Here is a 17,164-nt window from a genome sequence, read left to right as displayed (position 1 = left end):
GTTCATTCAGTCCAGTTGCCGATGTCGGCCGCCAGCCCATCGCCACCCGGTGCGCCATCGGCGCCCAGCGAATACAGGTCATAGCTGCCGTCCAACGACCTGAGGCCCGGACTGAGGTACTGGTAAGGCGTGCCCCACGGATCGATCGGCAGGCTCTTCAGATACCCCTGGGGGTTCCAGTTCCGCGGCGCGGGCGTGCCTCCCGGACGCTTGCTCAGCGCTTCGAGGCCCTGTTGGGTCGAGGGGTACTGGAAGTTGTCGAGCCGGTACATTTCCAGCGCCGTGGCGATGGCCTGGATGTCGGTCCGCGCCGCCGTGGCCTTGGCCTGGTCGGGGCGGCTCATGAACTGCGGCACCACGATGGCGCCGAGCACGCCGATGATGACCACCACCACCATGATTTCAATCAGGGTGAAGCCACGTTGAAGAGGTACCGCTCGGTTGTCTGGAGAGTGCATGGGTCAATTCACCAATTGGTTGAGGCTCAAGATAGGCAGGAGGATGGCCATGACGATCAGCAGCACGACGCCGCCCATCAACACCAACATGGCCGGTTCGAAAAGGCTCACCACCAGGGCAATCCGCGCCGCGAGGCTGGCTTCCTGTTGCTCGGCGGCGCGGGCCAGCATGCTGTCGAGCTCACCGGCCCGCTCGCCGCTGGCGATCATGTGCAGCATCAGCGGCGGGATATCGCCGCCGCGTTCCAGGCCGCGGGTCAGCGTCCCACCCTCGCGGACCGAGCGGGCGACGTCGGCCATGCGCGCGCGAATCGTCAGGTTGCCGATGACCTGCGCGGCAATGTGCAAGGCGTCCACCAGGGGCACCGCGCTCTTACTGAGGATCGCCAGGGTGCTGGCGAACCGCGCCGCTTCCATCGCCCGCAGCACCTCGCCCAACAACGGCAGCCGCAACAGCAACCGATGCCAGCGCAGGCGCCACGCCGGTTGACGCAAGCTCCAGCGCCACACCGCCACGAGCCCGAGCAACGCCGCGAACAGCCACAGGCCGTGGCGGCGCAAGCCATCGCTCACGGCGATCAGCGCCTGGGTCAGCCAGGGCAGCGGCTGGCCGCTGTCGATGAAGATCTTCACCACGTCCGGCACCACGTAGCCCAGCAGGAAGGCGACGATCGCGACGCAGGCCAGCAGCAGGATCAGCGGGTACACCAACGCCAGTTGAATGCGCTGGCGCGACGCCTGGCGCGCCTGGGTGTAGCTCGCCAGTTGCTCCAGCACCTGGCCGAGATGACCGGACTGCTCGCCCGCCGCCACCGTGGCGCAGAACAGCTCGGGAAACGCCTGGGGAAACGCCCGCAGGGCCGTCGCCAGCGCATGCCCTTCCATCACCCGGCCACGCACCGCCGACAGCAGTTGGACGACACGACGTTTCTGGTTCTGTTGCGCCACCGCCGCCAGCGACTCTTCAAGGGGCAGGCCGGCCTGAATCAAGGTGGACAGTTGCAATGTCAGCAAGGCCAGCTCGGCCGGGCTCAAGCGCGATCCGGCATAACGGCTGCGCAAGGTTCGCCGTTCCCCGCCTTCGTGCAGTTCCCAGGGCAGCAAGCCGCGTTCGCGCAACAACTGCCGGGCCTGACGGGCGCTGTCAGCCTCCACTCGGCCCTTGCAGCGTCGGCCCTGGGCATCTTCGGCCCGATAATCGAAGGTCGGCATCGGGCTAGTCCTCTTGGGTGACGCGCAACAGTTCATCGACGCTGGTCAGGCCTTCCAGGACCCGTTGGCGGCCGTCCTGGAACAAGCTGCGGGATGTCTTGCGCGCCTCGCTCGCCAGCGCTTGCTCGGTGGCGCCCTGGTGAATCAGTTGCGAAAACGGGCTGCTCACCGTCACCAGCTCATAGATACCGAAACGGCCGCGATAGCCTTTCTGGCATTGCTCGCAGCCCTGGGCCTTGAACAGCCGAGGCGCGGCCGTTGCAGCCAGCCCCAGGCGCTGGCAGGTGGCGGCATCGGCCACGTAGGGCACCTTGCAGGACGGGCATAACCTGCGCAGCAAGCGCTGGGCGACGATGCCGGCCAGGGACGATGCCAGCAGGTAGGCGTCCACCCCCATGTCCACCAGCCGCGTGACCGCACCGACGGCGGTGTTGGTGTGCAGCGTGGAGAGCACCAGGTGCCCGGTCAGGGAGGCCTGGACGGCAATTTCGGCGGTCTCGCGGTCGCGTATTTCGCCAACCATCACCACGTCCGGGTCCTGGCGCAGGATCGCCCGCAAGCCACGGGCGAAGGTCATGTCAACCTTCGGGTTGACCGGCATCTGGCCGATGCCCGGCAGGTGATATTCGATCGGGTCTTCGACGGTGAGGATGTTGCGGCTCTGGTCGTTGAGGCTGCTCAACGCGGCGTACAGGCTGGTGGTTTTCCCCGACCCGGTGGGGCCGGTGACCAACACGATGCCATGGGGCTTGCCGAGCAATTGCCGCAGGCTCGCCAGGGTGTCGTCGGGCAGGCCCAGGCGCAGCACGTCCAGGCGTCCGGCCTGCTTGTCGAGCAGGCGCAGCACCACGCGCTCGCCGTGGGCCGAGGGCAGGGTCGAGACCCGCACATCGACTTCGTGCCCGGCCAGGCGCAAGGCGATGCGTCCGTCCTGGGGCACGCGTTTCTCGGCGATGTCCAACCGGGCCATGACCTTGATCCGCGACACCAGCAGGCTCGCCAGCTCCCGGCGCGGGCGCAGCATTTCCTGCAACTGACCGTCGATGCGCATGCGCACCGACAGGTATTGCTCGAACGTCTCCAGATGCACGTCCGAGGCGTGCTCGCGAACCGCCTCGCTGAGCAAGGCATTGATCAGCCGAATGATCGGCGCATCACCCTGTTGCTCCAGCAGGTCGGTGGTCTGTGGCACCTGGTCGGCCAGGCTGAGCAGGTCCAGTTCTTCGTCCAGGCCTTGGGCAACCTGCTCGGCGGCGCTCTGGCCCTGGCGGTAGACACTGGCCAGGCGTACCGCGAACAGTGCCGGCTCAAGCACCTGGATCGGCAATTCCCGACCACACAGGCGTCGCACTTCGGCAATCGCGATCAGCGCCGCATCGCGGCGCATCACCAGGCTCAAGGTCGGCCCCGCGCCTTCCAGCAGCACGCCGAAGCGCCTGGCAAAACCAAAGGGCAACACGGCCTGCGGGTCACTCACAAGTCACCCGCCTGCGCGGTGCCCGCGGACGTCTCCGACGCCTCGAACAACTGGCGCGCGTCCCGGGGCAGCAACAGCGAATTGTTCTGCCGCGAGCCGGGCTTGCTCAGCTCACGCAACGCGTCGTAGCGCTGCCGGCTGACATCGGCCAGGTCTTCGTTGTTACGCACGATGGTGGGACGCAGGAAGACCATCAGGTTGCTTTTGGTCTGGGTGTCGCGGGTCCAGCGAAACAGCGCGCCCAGGTACGGAATGCTGCGCAGCAACGGCACGCCGCTTTCCTCGGTACGTACGCTGTCGCGGATCAGCCCGCCAATGACGATGATCTCGCCGTCGTCCGCCAGGATCGTGCTCTTCAAGGCGCGCTTGTTGGTGATCAGGTCGGATGAGTCCACGCCGGTGACCGAGGGGGCGATGTCCGAGACTTCCTGCTGGACCTCCAGGCGCAGGGTGGAACCTTCGTTGATGTACGGCTTGACCTTGAGGCTGATGCCGACGTCCTTGCGCTCCACGGTGGTGAACGGGTTGTCGGCGCCGTTGCCGCTGGTGGCGTAGGAACCCGTCTTGAAGGGGACGTTCTGGCCGACGATGATTTCCGCCTCCTGGTTATCCAGGGTCAACAGGCTGGGCGTGGACAGCAGGTTGCTGTGGGTATTGCTCGCCAATGCCGAGACCAGTGCACCGAAGCGATCACTCCCCAACTGCAGGACCGCGCCTTCTGGCGCGCTTTTCAGTGCATCGACATCCAGCCCGCCGAAGATCGGCACCTTGGTGCCGGGAAAATTGATGAAGCCTGTGGCACTGCCGCTCTTGAGGCCCCATTGCACCCCCAGGGCCTCGGCGATGTCCCCGGTGATCTCGACGATGGCCGCGTGGATGAGCACCTGGGCGCGCGGTTGATCCAGTTCCCGGACGATGTTTTCCACCGTGCGCACCTGGGCCGGCTCGGCGAGCAGCACCAAGGCGTTCTGGCTTTCGTCGGCCTTGATCATGAAGCCACCGTTGACGGCGCTTTCCCGCTGGCCGGCCAGAGCGGGCGTGGTTTTCCGGTCCTGGCCGACCGCTTCCAGCACCTGGGCCAGTTGCTTGGCATCGCTGTGGCGCAGGCGGATGACCCGCGCGTTGCCCTGGGAGGCGGCCGCTGGCACGTCGAGGGTCCGGGCCAGGTCCGCCAAGCGCTGGCGCACCGCCGGCGCGCCGATGATCACCAGGCGATTGCTGCGCGCGTCGGCAATCACCAGGCCCGCCGTGTCGCCGTCGCGCTTGCCGGTGGCGGCTTCCATCACCGGCGCGATGTCCACGGCCTGGGCATGGCGCAGGGGCAGCACCACGTGATTGCGGTTACGCCCGGCGTCCAACTGCGCCACGACCCCGGCAATGCGCTGGACGTTGGCGGCGGTGTCGGTGACCACCAGCGCGTTGGAGGAAACCGAAGGCCCGACGTAGCCATTGACCGACACCAGCGGCCGGACCAACCCGGCGACATCGGCGGCAATGCTCGAATGCAAGTCCAGGACCCGGGTCACGAATTGCGATGGCGTGGCGCTGTTGGCGTCGCTGGCGCCGGCCCGGGTCTTGGCCTCGGCGACCGGGGTGATCAGGATCCGTTCACCTTCATCGATCACCGTGAAGTTGTGTGCATCGAGCACCGAATAGAACAACCGGCGCACGCCTTCGCGGTCCAGTGCCTGGCGCGACATGACGGTAATGCGCCCGGACACTCTGGGATCAAGCACCACGGTCTTGCCCAGGATTGCCGAGATTTCCTCGACCACGTCACGCAATTCGGCATTGTTCATCGCCAGTTGCCAATGGGCTTCCTCGGCCCGCAATGAGCCGGCAAAGGCCAGCGGGCCGCACACGGCAAGGCAGAACAGGACGCGCGATACGGGGCCCCGGATAAAACTGTTCATCAATTCGATCACTCTGTTTGCCCGGCGACCGGGCGTAGGTATTGCGAGGAAGGCAGCGTGGCCTGGCGCGGCGGTTCGGCAGCCACCTGGCGCAACAGCGGCGGGGTCGCCGGTTGCAGGGCCAGGCGTTCTTCGCGCCCGTTGCGCCACAACATCACGTGGCCGGGTTCGACCCGGCGCAACACGCTGCCACCGGGCAAGCGTTCGCCCACCTGGTAGATGCGCGGCCCCGCCGCATCCGCCAGCAACGCCCGCGACAGGCCCTGGTCGACCACGAAGCTGGCCTGCAACGTCATCGGTTCCGCGCTGGCTGCGTAGGCACCTTCGGGTGCCAGGCCAAGCACGGTCGCCACCGCCTGCACGTTGGGCAAGCCGCGAGTGGCCGTGGCCGGCGCGGCAGCCACCACCGGCATATCCCGACCCAGCGCCTGGCGAAAACGCCACTCGCGCTCCACCAGCCAGCCTGCGTACAGCAGCGGCACGAGCACCAGCAAGGCCGTCGCTGAACGGCTGCCGGCCCAACGGGCAAGGCTCACCGCGGCGACCGCTGCACGGGCGCGTCCGGCCGCCGTGCAAAGGACATGCGCCGCACCACCCGACGCCCGGAAAACTCATGCCAGGCCACGGCGCAAAGATGCAGCACGATGAGCAGCGATAACACCGCGCAGGACACGACATGGGCCGCGTTCGCCCAGTCGATCAGCGCCGGATCGTCCAGCGGCTGAGGGAGCTGGAAAAGCCCGAACACACTGATGGCGCTTTTCATCATCAGTACCCCGGTCACCAGCACGACGCCGATGACCAGGTAGATCGAGGCATGCACCGCCAGGGCCAGCCGGTGGATCGCCGAAGGCGTCGGTTCCCGGGTTTGCAGCGCGCCGACAAACAGCCAGAGGCGCCAGGCAAACAACGGGATGAACAGCGTGGTCAGCGACACATTGAGCGAGCCGACCCAATGTTCGGTGGCCGCCGACACCGGGTAATACGCCACGTAAAAGCCCGACACCAACGCCCATAGAATGATGACCGCGGACAGCCAGTGCAGCAGCACCCGCCGTGCACAGTAATGAGAGGAATGCATCATCGCGTTCTCGCTTGAAGGCCCCAGGCAGCCCATCCGGATTGCCTGGGGCCATGCCTGTCGGGACTTACAGCTTGTCCCAGGCGCTTTGCCAGGAAGCACCGACACCCGGCTCGAAACCGTTGGCCGTCGGCGTGTACTGCTTGCAGTAGCCGGAGGCCGGGAACGGCTTGCATTCGAAGACTTCATCGGTTTTCGGCTGCAGCACTTTCGTGCCGGCGGCGTAGTCACTGAGGCCTTCCGGGAAGACGAAGTCGTACTCGATGCCCGCGCCTTCACCGCCGAGGGTGACAGGCTGGGTCTGCTGGCGAGTGGTCCGGCCGTCTTCGGTGGTGCCCACCAGCGTCAGGGTGTGGGCGCCCGGCGCGCTGCGCACGTCGATACGCAGCTCGGTGTTGCCTTCGCCTACGGTCTGGCTCACGACACCGACCTGCTTGTTGTTCTCGTCGAACAACGTGGCTTCGACGTTCATCCTGCGGTTGGTCTGCGCAGCGAACGTCATGCCGACCCGCCCTTTGTCGAGGACGTACTCCGGCTGCAAGCCCGCGATGGCCATGCTCGCGCTGGCGTCTTCCTTCATGTCCAGTTGCACTTCATAACGGCTCACGCCGCTTTCTTTCTGGGCGTACAGCTTGTTGGTGCCCTGGACTGGCGTGATGTTGCCGTCCTCATCGCGGATACCGGCACGAATCTGGGCATGGGCCTGGTTGATGGCTTCGGCCAGTTTGAACGACCAGTTCTCAGGCTTGCCTTCTTCAGCGTTGTCGATGCTGATCTCGACGCTGTACTGCGGGTTTTCGCCTGTCGCGGAAAAGGCTCGGGCCTTGACCTTGTCACCCGCCAGCAGCGAGGTCGACGGCGCGATGCTGCCCACCGGCGACCAGCCGCCCGGCAATGCCGCTTCGGCGAGGATGTTCACATCCGCTGGGTTGTAGAACGCGTTGTCGGTATCGCCCACCGTCCACACCGCGAGGATGACGTGATGCCCCGACTTGCTGTCGGGAATCACGCAGTGGTGCTTGGTGCCACTCACTGGAACCTGATGAGCGCCATCGACCGTGCAGAATGGAGCGCTGTCGAACGACGCACGCTTGAGCGGCTCGTTCGGGTTCCAGCCGTCGCGAGTGATGAAATATTCGTGCTTGGTCGCCGGGTGCGGGGCGGAGTATTGCCATTGGAAGTCGATCTCCCGGTCCCTGATTTCGGTCAGTTGCCAGCGAGAAGCAGACTGCGCATCCAGGGCGGAGAACAGCGAATTGCCGCCGCTGGCGATCTTGCCGTCGATGGGGCCTTGCAGCGGACCACCGCCTGCGCCATTCGGGAAACCCTTGAACGTCTCACCGGTGCTGTGAGGTTCGTATTGCGCGCCACCACAATGATTGTTTTCACCTTTCTGGCACAAGAATGCACGCGAAGGCGGTACTTCAAGAAAACCGTGGGCAAGTACGCCCTGGGACGCAGCCAGTGCCGACAATAGAACCAATGACGACGCACACCCCGTTAATGTGCTGCGCGTGTTGAAGTTGTTTTTCATATAAGTTCCAGACTAGTCATCGAGATTTAAGGACGTATAACCGTCATCTTGAAAGGCACGCCGGATCGTTTGGCGCCGCACCTCGCAAGCGCCGAAACCTTATAGAAAATCGAAACCTCGCTATGTAGGGCAAATCTCCCAAGGGGGAAGGAATGATCTCTGAATCGATTTCCCCTTACATGACAAAAGAAATCTCTTACCCATAGAAACAGCCACCCAACATAAACAAACAGAAACATCAGACGTGAATGAGTTTGATGTTGAGTGGATAAACAACGGGCAATAAAAAGCCTGTCCGGCACGGGTCCGGACAGGCTGGGGTCAACGTCGCAACTGTTACGGGTGGTATTGCGCCGACAACTCGTGCACCGCCCGCAGGAAGGCACCGGCGTGTTCCGGATCGACTTCCGGGGTGATGCCATGGCCGAGGTTGAACACGTGGCCACTGCCGCTGCCGTAGCTGGCGAGGATACGTGCGACTTCGGCACGGATGGCCTCGGGCTTGGCATACAGCACGGTCGGGTCCATGTTGCCTTGCAGGGCGACCTTGTGACCGACGCGCTCACGGGCGTTGCCGATGTCGCAGGTCCAGTCCAGGCCAAGGGCATCGGCGCCAACATCGGCGATGCTTTCCAGCCACAGGCCGCCGTTCTTGGTAAACAGGATCACCGGGACCTTGCGGCCCTCGTGCTCGCGGATCAGGCCGCTGACGATCTTGCGCATGTAGGCCAGGGAGAACTCCTGGTAAGCCGCCGCCGACAGGTTGCCGCCCCAGGTGTCGAAGATCTGCACCGCTTGCGCACCGGCCAGGATCTGGCCATTGAGGTAGGACGTCACCGACTGCGCCAGTTTATCCAGCAGCAGGTGCATGGCTTGCGGGTTGTCGTAGAGCATGGCCTTGGTCTTGCGGAAGTCCTTCGACGAGCCGCCTTCGACCATGTAGGTGGCCAGGGTCCACGGGCTGCCGGAGAAACCGATCAGCGGCACACGGCCGTTGAGCTCACGACGGATGGTGCTGACCGCGTCCATGACGTAGCCCAGGTCTTTCTGCGGGTCGGGAATCGGCAGCGCTTCGATGTCGGCCAGGGTGCTGACGACTTTCTTGAAGCGCGGGCCTTCGCCGGTCTCGAAGTACAGGCCCTGGCCCATGGCATCGGGAATGGTGAGGATGTCGGAGAACAGGATCGCCGCGTCCAGCTGCGGGTAACGGTCCAGCGGTTGCAACGTGACTTCGCAGGCGAACTGCGGGTTCATGCACAGGCTCATGAAGTCGCCGGCCTTGGCGCGACTGGCGCGGTACTCCGGCAGGTAGCGACCCGCCTGGCGCATCATCCACACCGGGGTGACGTCTACGGGTTGCTTGAGCAGGGCGCGAAGGAAACGGTCGTTCTTCAGGGCAGTCATGTCGGCATCCGGAAAAAAAGTGCGGGCATTTTCTCAGAGCGCGACGCAAAAGGCACGGATGCAGGTCAGCCTTTTGTCTATCGGGTCAATTTGTCGCGGTGGACTTGGTATTCCCTACACCACAGAGCGACTGTGGGAGCGGGCTTGCTCGCGAATGCGGTGAGTCAGGCAACATTTCTGTCAACTGATACACCGTATTCGCGAGCAAGCCCGCTCCCACAGGTTTAACTGTACGCCAACCCGAGGTCAGACTTGCAGGTAATCCAGGATCCCTTCAGCCGCATTACGGCCTTCGAAGATCGCCGTCACCACCAGGTCGGAACCACGGACCATGTCGCCACCGGCGAAGATCTTCGGGTTGCTGGTCTGGTGCTTGTACTGGCCTTGCTCCGGCGCCACGACCCGGCCCTGGCTGTCGGTCTGGATGCTGAACTGCTCGAACCACGGCGCCGGGCTCGGACGGAAGCCGAAGGCGATGACCACGGCGTCGGCCGGGATGATTTCTTCGGATCCGGGGATCGGCTCGGGGCTGCGGCGACCGCGGGCGTCGGGTTCGCCGAGACGGGTCTCGACCACCTTCACGCCTTCGACCTTGTCTTCACCGACAATCGCAATCGGTTGGCGGTTATAGAGGAATTTCACGCCTTCTTCCTTGGCGTTCTTCACCTCTTTGCGCGAGCCGGGCATGTTGGCCTCGTCACGACGGTAGGCGCAGGTCACCGACTTGGCACCTTGACGAATCGACGTGCGGTTACAGTCCATCGCCGTGTCGCCGCCACCCAGTACCACGACCTTCTTGCCCTTCATGTCGACGAAGTCTTCCGGCGACTTTTCAAAGCCCAGGTTGCGGTTGACGTTGGCGATCAGGAAATCCAGCGCGTCGTACACGCCCGGCAGGTCCTCGCCGGCAAAGCCGCCCTTCATGTAGGTGTAGGTGCCCATGCCCATGAAGACCGCATCGTACTCGGCCAGCAGTTGCTCCATGGTCACGTCCTTGCCCACCTCGGTGTTCAGGCGGAACTCGATGCCCATGCCGGTGAAGACTTCGCGACGATTGCTCAGCACGGTCTTTTCCAGCTTGAACTCGGGAATGCCGAAGGTCAGCAGGCCGCCGATTTCCGGGTTCTTGTCGAACACCACCGGGGTTACCCCGCCGCGCACCAGCACGTCGGCACACCCCAGGCCCGCCGGGCCCGCGCCGATGATGGCCACGCGCTTGCCGGTCGGTTTGACCTTGGACATGTCCGGGCGCCAGCCCATGGCGAACGCGGTGTCGGTGATGTACTTCTCCACCGAACCGATGGTCACCGCGCCAAACCCGTCGTTCAGGGTGCAGGCACCCTCGCACAGGCGGTCCTGCGGGCACACCCGGCCGCAGACTTCCGGCAGGGTGTTGGTCTGGTGCGACAGCTCGGCGGCCTGGAGGATGTTGCCCTCGGCCACCAGCTTCAGCCAGTTGGGAATGAAGTTGTGCACCGGGCACTTCCATTCGCAGTACGGGTTACCGCAACCCAGGCAGCGGTGGGCCTGGTCGGCCGACTGCTGGGGTTTGAAAGGCTCGTAGATTTCCACGAACTCTTTCTTGCGTTGACGCAACAGTTTCTTCTTCGGATCCTTGCGCCCGACATCGATGAACTGGAAGTCGTTATTCAGACGTTCAGCCATTGTTAAAACCTCATCAAACTCTTCAGGCGCATATCACTGCGGGTTGGCACGGGTGCTGGAAAGCAACGACTTCAGGTTGGCAGCCTTCGGCTTGACCAGCCAGAAGCGGCGCACGTAGTCATCGAGGTTCTCGGCGAGTTCACGACCCCACTCGCTGTCGGTTTCCTCGACGTACTCGTCCAGTACGCGTTGCAGGTGGCTGCGATAGGCTTCCATCGCCTCGCCGCTGATCCGCTGGATTTCCACCAGTTCGTGGTTGACCCGGTCAACGAAGGTGTTGTCCTGGTCGAGCACGTAGGCGAAACCACCGGTCATGCCAGAGCCGAAGTTGTAACCGGTCTTGCCCAGTACGCAGACGAAACCGCCGGTCATGTACTCGCAGCAGTGATCCCCGGTGCCTTCCACCACGGTGTGGGCACCGGAGTTACGCACGGCGAAGCGCTCGCCCGCGGTGCCGGCGGCGAACAGCTTGCCGCCCGTGGCGCCGTACAGGCAGGTGTTGCCGATGATGGCACTGTCCTGGGTCCGGTAGACGCTGCCCTTGGGCGGAACGATGACCAGCTTGCCGCCGGTCATGCCCTTGCCCACGTAGTCGTTGGCGTCGCCTTCGAGGTACATGTTCAAGCCGCCGGCGTTCCAGACGCCGAAACTCTGGCCGGCGGTGCCCTTGAAGCGGAAGGTCACCGGTGCCTTGGCCATGCCCTGGTTGCCGTGCTTGCGGGCAATTTCGCCGGAGATCCGCGCGCCGATGGAACGGTCGCAGTTGCAGATATCCAAGGCGAATTCGGCACCGCTCAGGTCGTTGATCGCCGAAGCGGCCATCTCGACCATTTTCTCGGCCAACTCACCCTTGTCGAACGGCGGGTTGCGATCGACCTGGCAGAACTGAGGCTTGTCCGCCGGGATGAGGTCGCTGCCCAGCAACGGGCTCAGGTCCAGGTGATGCTGCTTGGCGGTCTGGCCTTCGATCACTTCCAGCAGGTCGGTACGACCGATCAGTTCTTCAAGCGACCGCACGCCCAGCTTCGCCAGCCACTCACGGGTTTCTTCGGCCACGTAGGTGAAGAAGTTCACCACCATGTCGACGGTGCCGATGTAGTGGTCCTTGCGCAGCTTGTCGTTCTGGGTCGCCACGCCGGTGGCGCAGTTGTTCAGGTGGCAGATGCGCAGGTATTTGCAACCCAGGGCGATCATCGGCGCGGTGCCGAAGCCGAAGCTCTCGGCGCCGAGGATCGCGGCCTTGATCACGTCCAGGCCGGTTTTCAGGCCGCCATCGGTCTGCACCCGGACCTTGCCGCGCAAGTCGTTGCCGCGCAGGGTCTGGTGAGTTTCGGCCAGGCCCAGCTCCCATGGCGCGCCAGCGTACTTGATCGAGGTCAGCGGCGATGCGCCGGTGCCGCCATCGTAGCCGGAGATGGTGATCAGGTCGGCATAGGCCTTGGCCACGCCAGCGGCGATGGTGCCCACGCCGGCTTCCGCCACCAGTTTCACCGAAACCAGCGCCTGCGGGTTCACCTGCTTGAGGTCGAAGATCAGTTGCGACAGGTCTTCGATCGAGTAGATGTCGTGGTGCGGTGGCGGCGAGATCAGGGTCACGCCAGGCACCGCGTAGCGCAGCTTGGCGATCAGGCCGTTGACCTTGCCGCCGGGCAGCTGGCCGCCTTCGCCGGGCTTGGCGCCCTGGGCCACCTTGATCTGCAGCACTTCGGCGTTGACCAGGTATTCGGGCGTCACACCGAAGCGGCCGGTGGCGACCTGCTTGATTTTCGAACTCTTGAGGGTGCCGTAGCGCGCCGGGTCTTCGCCGCCTTCGCCGGAGTTGGAACGCGCACCGAGGCGGTTCATGGCTTCAGCCAGGGCTTCGTGCGCTTCCGGAGACAGGGCGCCCAGGGAAATACCGGCGGAGTCGAAGCGCTTGAGCACCGATTCCAGTGGCTCCACTTCGCTGACGTCCAGCGGCGCCTCGAGCGTCTTGACCTTGAGCAGGTCGCGGATCATCGACACCGGACGGTTGTCCACCAGTGCGGTGTATTCCTTGAACTTGCTGTAGTCGCCCTGTTGCACGGCCGCTTGCAGGGTGTTGACCACGTCCGGGTTGTAGGCGTGGTATTCGCCGCCGTGGACGAACTTCAGCAGGCCGCCCTGCTGGATCGGCTTGCGCGGGCTCCAGGCTTCGGCCGCAAGGGCTTTCTGTTCGGCCTCGATGTCGACGAAGCGTGCGCCCTTGATGCGGCTTGGTACGCCACGGAAGCTCAGTTCGCAGACTTCTTCGGACAGGCCGATGGCTTCGAACAATTGCGCGCCACGGTACGACGCGATGGTCGAGATGCCCATCTTCGAGAGGATCTTGAGCAGGCCCTTGGTGATGCCGCGGCGGTAGTTCTTGAACACCTCGTAGAGGTCGCCCAGTACTTCGCCGGTCCGGATCAGGTCGCCCAGCACTTCGTAGGCCAGGAACGGGTACACCGCCGAGGCACCGAAACCGATCAGCACCGCGAAGTGATGCGGGTCGCGGGCGGTGGCGGTTTCCACCAGGATGTTGGAGTCGCAGCGCAGGCCTTTTTCGGTCAGGCGATGGTGCACCGCGCCGGTCGCCAGCGAGGCGTGGATCGGCAATTTGCCCGGAGCGATGTGACGGTCGCTCAGCACGATCTGGGTGCGCCCGGCACGCGCGGCTTCTTCAGCCTGGTCGGCCACATTGCGGATCGCCGCTTCGAGGCCGATGCTTTCGTCGTAGTTCAGGTCGATGACCTGACGCTCGAAGCCCGGACGGTCGAGGTTGGTCAGCGAGCGCCATTTGGCCGGGGAAATGACCGGCGAGCTGAGGATCACGCGCGACGCGTGCTCCGGCGACTCCTGGAAGATGTTGCGCTCGGCGCCCAGGCAGATTTCCAACGACATCACGATCGCTTCACGCAGCGGGTCGATCGGCGGGTTGGTGACCTGGGCGAACTGCTGGCGGAAATAATCGTACGGCGTACGCACGCGCTGCGACAGCACGGCCATCGGCGTGTCGTCGCCCATGGAACCGACCGCTTCGTAGCCTTGCTCGCCCAGCGGACGCAGCACCTGGTCACGCTCTTCGAACGTCACCTGGTACATCTTCATGTATTGCTTGAGCTGGTCGACGTCGTAGAACGCCGAACCATGGTCGTTGTCTTCCATGGTCGCCTGGATGCGCAGGGCATTCTTGCGCAGCCATTGCTTGTACGGATGACGGGACTTGAGCCGGTTGTCGATGGCGTCGGTGTCGAGGATCTGGCCGGTCTCGGTGTCCACGGCGAAGATCTGGCCCGGGCCCACGCGGCCCTTGGCGATAACGTCCGCCGGCTGGTAGTTCCAGACGCCGATTTCCGATGCCAGGGTGATGAAACCGTTGGTAGTGGTGACCCAGCGCGCCGGGCGCAGGCCGTTACGGTCCAACAGGCACACGGCGTAGCGACCGTCGGTCATGACGATCCCGGCCGGGCCGTCCCACGGTTCCATGTGCATGGAGTTGTATTCGTAGAAGGCCCGCAGGTCCGGGTCCATGGTCTCGACGTTCTGCCACGCCGGCGGCACCAGCATGCGCACGCCGCGGAACAGGTCGATGCCACCGGTCACCATCAACTCCAGCATGTTGTCCATACTGGAGGAGTCGGAACCGACGCGGTTGACCAGCGGACCGAGTTCTTCGAGGTCCGGCATCAGGTCGTTGGCGAACTTGGTGCGACGGGCCAGGGCCCAGTTGCGGTTGCCGGTGATGGTGTTGATCTCGCCGTTGTGGGCGAGGAAGCGGAATGGCTGGGCCAGCGGCCATTTCGGCAAGGTGTTGGTGGAGAAGCGCTGGTGGAACACGCAGATCGCGGTTTTCAGGCGCTCGTCGCTCAGGTCCGGATAGAAGGCGGTAAGGTCCGCCGGCATCATCAGGCCTTTGTAGATGATGGTCTTGTGGGAAAAGCTGCAGATGTAGTGATCGGTGTCGGCGGCATTGGCCACGGACGAACGACGACGGGAGCTGAACAGCTTGATCGACATTTCCTGGTCGCTCAGGCCATCGCCGGCGATGAACACCTGTTCGATCTGCGGCAGGCGCTCCAGGGCCAGGCGGCCGAGGACGCTGGTGTCGATCGGCACTTTGCGCCAGCCAACCAGTTGCAGGCCGGCGGCCAGGATCTCGCGGTTCATGTTCTCGCGAGCAGCCTGTGCCTTCACCGGGTCCTGGTTGAAGAACACCATGCCCACGGCGTATTGCTTGGGCAGGGTCACGCCAAACGTTTCCTGGGCAATGGCACGCAGGAACTCATCAGGCTTTTGAATCAGCAAGCCGCAACCGTCACCGGTCTTGCCGTCGGCGTTGATCCCACCGCGGTGGGTCATGCAGGTCAGGGCCTCAATGGCCGTTTGCAAAAGGGTATGGCTGGGCTCGCCCTGCATATGGGCTATCAGGCCGAAACCACAGTTATCCTTGAATTCATCTGGTTGGTACAGACCTGCTTTCATAGACACTTTCTCACCAGGCTGCCTCTAATCGAGGCAAATTTCTTTTCAATTCAACCAGTTGCATGCCGCGCCGAACGTACGCCAGCTTTGCGGGGGCAAAAGGGAGGTCATTGTACACACCGACACGAAGCCCCACAAATTTGACGACGAACTGTCGCAAATTCATGTCGCATTTGTGAAAGGTTTAAAGCTATATGCTGTGCTAGTCAAAACTTTTTTGGGTTCCGACCGCGACGACTCAAACGCTACTGTGACGCAGACACCACAAGGCGCGCGGCCCGAAAGGTCGCTCGCCCTTGTGGAAATGTTGAGGTTGCCGGGAGAGGCGGCCTGGGTAAGGCCGCCGAATCTTCAGCGAGTTGCAGCCAGTTCCTGTTGGACACTGGCGACAGTGCGAGGCCAAGGTTTACCAGCCTGGACCTTCGCTGGCAAGGCCTTGATGGCGGAAACAGCGGCATCACGGTTGGCAAAGCTGCCATAGGTGATGACATACAGCGGCTTGCCGTTGAGCACTTTCTTGAAATAGCGGTACTCGCCGCCCTGCTCCTTGACGAAGTTCTGGGCGGTGGCTTCCGAGCTGGTGCCGAGGATCTGCACCACGTAGTTGCTCGGTGCCTGGCCGGCGTACCAGTTGCCGCCAGCGGCCTTGGCCGGTGCCGCAGGCTTGGCCGCCGGCGCGGCGGGCTTGGTGGCCGGGGCCGGCGTCGGCGCGGGCTTGGCGGTGGCCACCTGGGTCGGGGCCGGGGTTGGCTTGGCGGCCGGGGTCGGTGCTGGCGTCGGGGCCGGACCGGCCGGCACGCCGGCTGGCGGCGCGGTGGTGGTCACGGTCGGCGGCGTGTCGCTGCTGTCGTCGATCGGCGGTGCCGCGCCATCGTCACCCTCGGTGATTCCGCCGGCGGCTTCGGCCAGGGGCCCACGCATGACCGGTTGCGACTGGCCGACCAGCGGCAGCGGCATTGGCTGGGTGTTGCCGGCAAATTCCACCGCCGGTGCGCCGCCGTTAGGTTGTGGCGTGCCCTGGCCGAGGGGCAGTTGTGCCTGTTCGTTGGCAGGTGTGCCCGTGGTAGGCGCCTTGTTGCGCCCTGGCATCAGCCAGGCGGCAGCGACCGCGACCACGACCACGGCGGAAATCGCCAATACGTGTTTCTTCGGCATGTTGAACCCCATACTTGGACGCTTCACCGCGGAGCGGCTGGCGATCATGACTTCGATCAGAGCATCGCGGGCAACCTGGTTGATGTTGCCAGGCCAGCCGTCGGCGCTTTGGTGAATCTCAGAGATCTGATCGGCGGTAAAAAGTTCGATACCCCGGCCTGCCCCCTCAAGACGCTGGGCCAGGTATTCACGGGTCTCTTCCTCGGTGTAGGGCGCCAGTTCGATGACGTGGAAGCGCTCTTCCTCGAGGCTCAGTTGATCCAGCTCGGCGATCAGCGACGACTCACCGAACAGGAACACATGGGGACGGCCTTCCGGCGCGCCGGCCGCCAGGGCCAGCAGGGCTTCGAGGGCCGACTCGTCAAGCTGCTCGGCGTCGTCCACCAGCAGGTAGACTTCCTGCCCGGTCAGCGCCAGTTGCACGATCTGGTCGAGAATCGCACCGATTTCGGCCTGGGCCACATTCAGCGCCTCGGCCACCTGGCGCAACACACCCGCGGCATCGCCGGCGCCGCGGGCAGACACCACCACGCTCTGCACGGACTGCTTGTTGGTGCTGGCCACCAGGGCCTGGCGCAGCAAGGTCTTGCCGCTGCCCTGGGGACCGGTGACCACCAGCAGCAACTGGCTGTAACGCGCCAGGTGATGCAACTGGCCCAGCACCGGCTTGCGCTGGGCAGGGAAGAACTTGAAGCCCGGGACCCGTGGCGCAAAAGGGTCGTGACTCAACTGGAAATGGCCGAGGAACGCCTCGTCGGCATGCAAACTAGTCATCGGAATCTT

General features: G+C 64.1%; 11 protein-coding genes. All 11 read right to left on the bottom strand.

What is annotated here, in order from left to right; all coding sequences use genetic code 11:
- Positions 1 to 2: 2 nt before the first annotated feature.
- Entirely contained in the window at positions 3 to 458 is a 456-nt protein-coding gene (gene gspG, locus V3H56_RS02085) for a type II secretion system major pseudopilin GspG (RefSeq protein ID WP_042731799.1), read from the bottom strand.
- Between the two features lie 3 nt (positions 459 to 461).
- Positions 462 to 1,670, bottom strand: coding sequence for a type II secretion system inner membrane protein GspF (gene gspF, locus V3H56_RS02080; protein WP_123579412.1), 1,209 nt, complete (start codon positions 1,668 to 1,670; stop codon positions 462 to 464).
- Between the two features lie 4 nt (positions 1,671 to 1,674).
- Positions 1,675 to 3,147 carry a type II secretion system ATPase GspE gene (gene gspE, locus V3H56_RS02075; RefSeq protein ID WP_338474167.1) on the bottom strand — a complete coding sequence of 491 codons (1,473 nt, stop codon included), beginning with the start codon at positions 3,145 to 3,147 and terminating at the stop codon, positions 1,675 to 1,677.
- The gene (gene gspD, locus V3H56_RS02070) at positions 3,144 to 5,060 is read right to left on the bottom strand and encodes a type II secretion system secretin GspD (protein ID WP_338474166.1); all 1,917 of its coding nucleotides are present in this window, start codon (positions 5,058 to 5,060) and stop codon (positions 3,144 to 3,146) included. Before gspD ends, gspE begins: the two co-directional genes overlap by 4 nt.
- Before the next feature lie 8 nt (positions 5,061 to 5,068).
- Positions 5,069 to 5,596 carry a type II secretion system protein N gene (locus V3H56_RS02065; RefSeq protein ID WP_338474165.1) on the bottom strand — a complete coding sequence of 176 codons (528 nt, stop codon included), beginning with the start codon at positions 5,594 to 5,596 and terminating at the stop codon, positions 5,069 to 5,071.
- On the bottom strand, positions 5,593 to 6,144 hold the full coding sequence (locus V3H56_RS02060; RefSeq protein ID WP_338474164.1) for a cytochrome b/b6 domain-containing protein: 552 nt from the start codon (positions 6,142 to 6,144) through the stop codon (positions 5,593 to 5,595). Before V3H56_RS02060 ends, V3H56_RS02065 begins: the two co-directional genes overlap by 4 nt.
- A gap of 64 nt (positions 6,145 to 6,208) precedes the next feature.
- The gene (gene gbpA, locus V3H56_RS02055) at positions 6,209 to 7,675 is read right to left on the bottom strand and encodes an N-acetylglucosamine-binding protein GbpA (RefSeq protein ID WP_338474163.1); all 1,467 of its coding nucleotides are present in this window, start codon (positions 7,673 to 7,675) and stop codon (positions 6,209 to 6,211) included.
- Between the two features lie 336 nt (positions 7,676 to 8,011).
- A complete protein-coding gene (gene hemE, locus V3H56_RS02050; RefSeq protein WP_047736129.1) occupies positions 8,012 to 9,079 on the bottom strand; it encodes a uroporphyrinogen decarboxylase in 1,068 nt (355 codons plus the stop codon).
- 246 nt (positions 9,080 to 9,325) lie between these two features.
- Positions 9,326 to 10,744, bottom strand: coding sequence for an FAD-dependent oxidoreductase (locus tag V3H56_RS02045; RefSeq protein ID WP_123579408.1), 1,419 nt, complete (start codon positions 10,742 to 10,744; stop codon positions 9,326 to 9,328).
- A gap of 33 nt (positions 10,745 to 10,777) precedes the next feature.
- The gene (gltB, locus tag V3H56_RS02040) at positions 10,778 to 15,226 is read right to left on the bottom strand and encodes a glutamate synthase large subunit (RefSeq protein WP_042731562.1); all 4,449 of its coding nucleotides are present in this window, start codon (positions 15,224 to 15,226) and stop codon (positions 10,778 to 10,780) included.
- Between the two features lie 351 nt (positions 15,227 to 15,577).
- Entirely contained in the window at positions 15,578 to 17,155 is a 1,578-nt protein-coding gene (locus tag V3H56_RS02035; RefSeq protein WP_338474162.1) for an AAA family ATPase, read from the bottom strand.
- Positions 17,156 to 17,164 lie beyond the last annotated feature (9 nt).

It is taken from the genome of Pseudomonas sp. MS646 (assembly GCF_036693845.1).
GTDB lineage: Bacteria > Pseudomonadota > Gammaproteobacteria > Pseudomonadales > Pseudomonadaceae > Aquipseudomonas > Aquipseudomonas chlororaphis_E.
The sequence above is the reverse complement of the archived record's forward strand: the minus strand, read 5'-3'. Positions and strand labels throughout refer to the sequence as shown.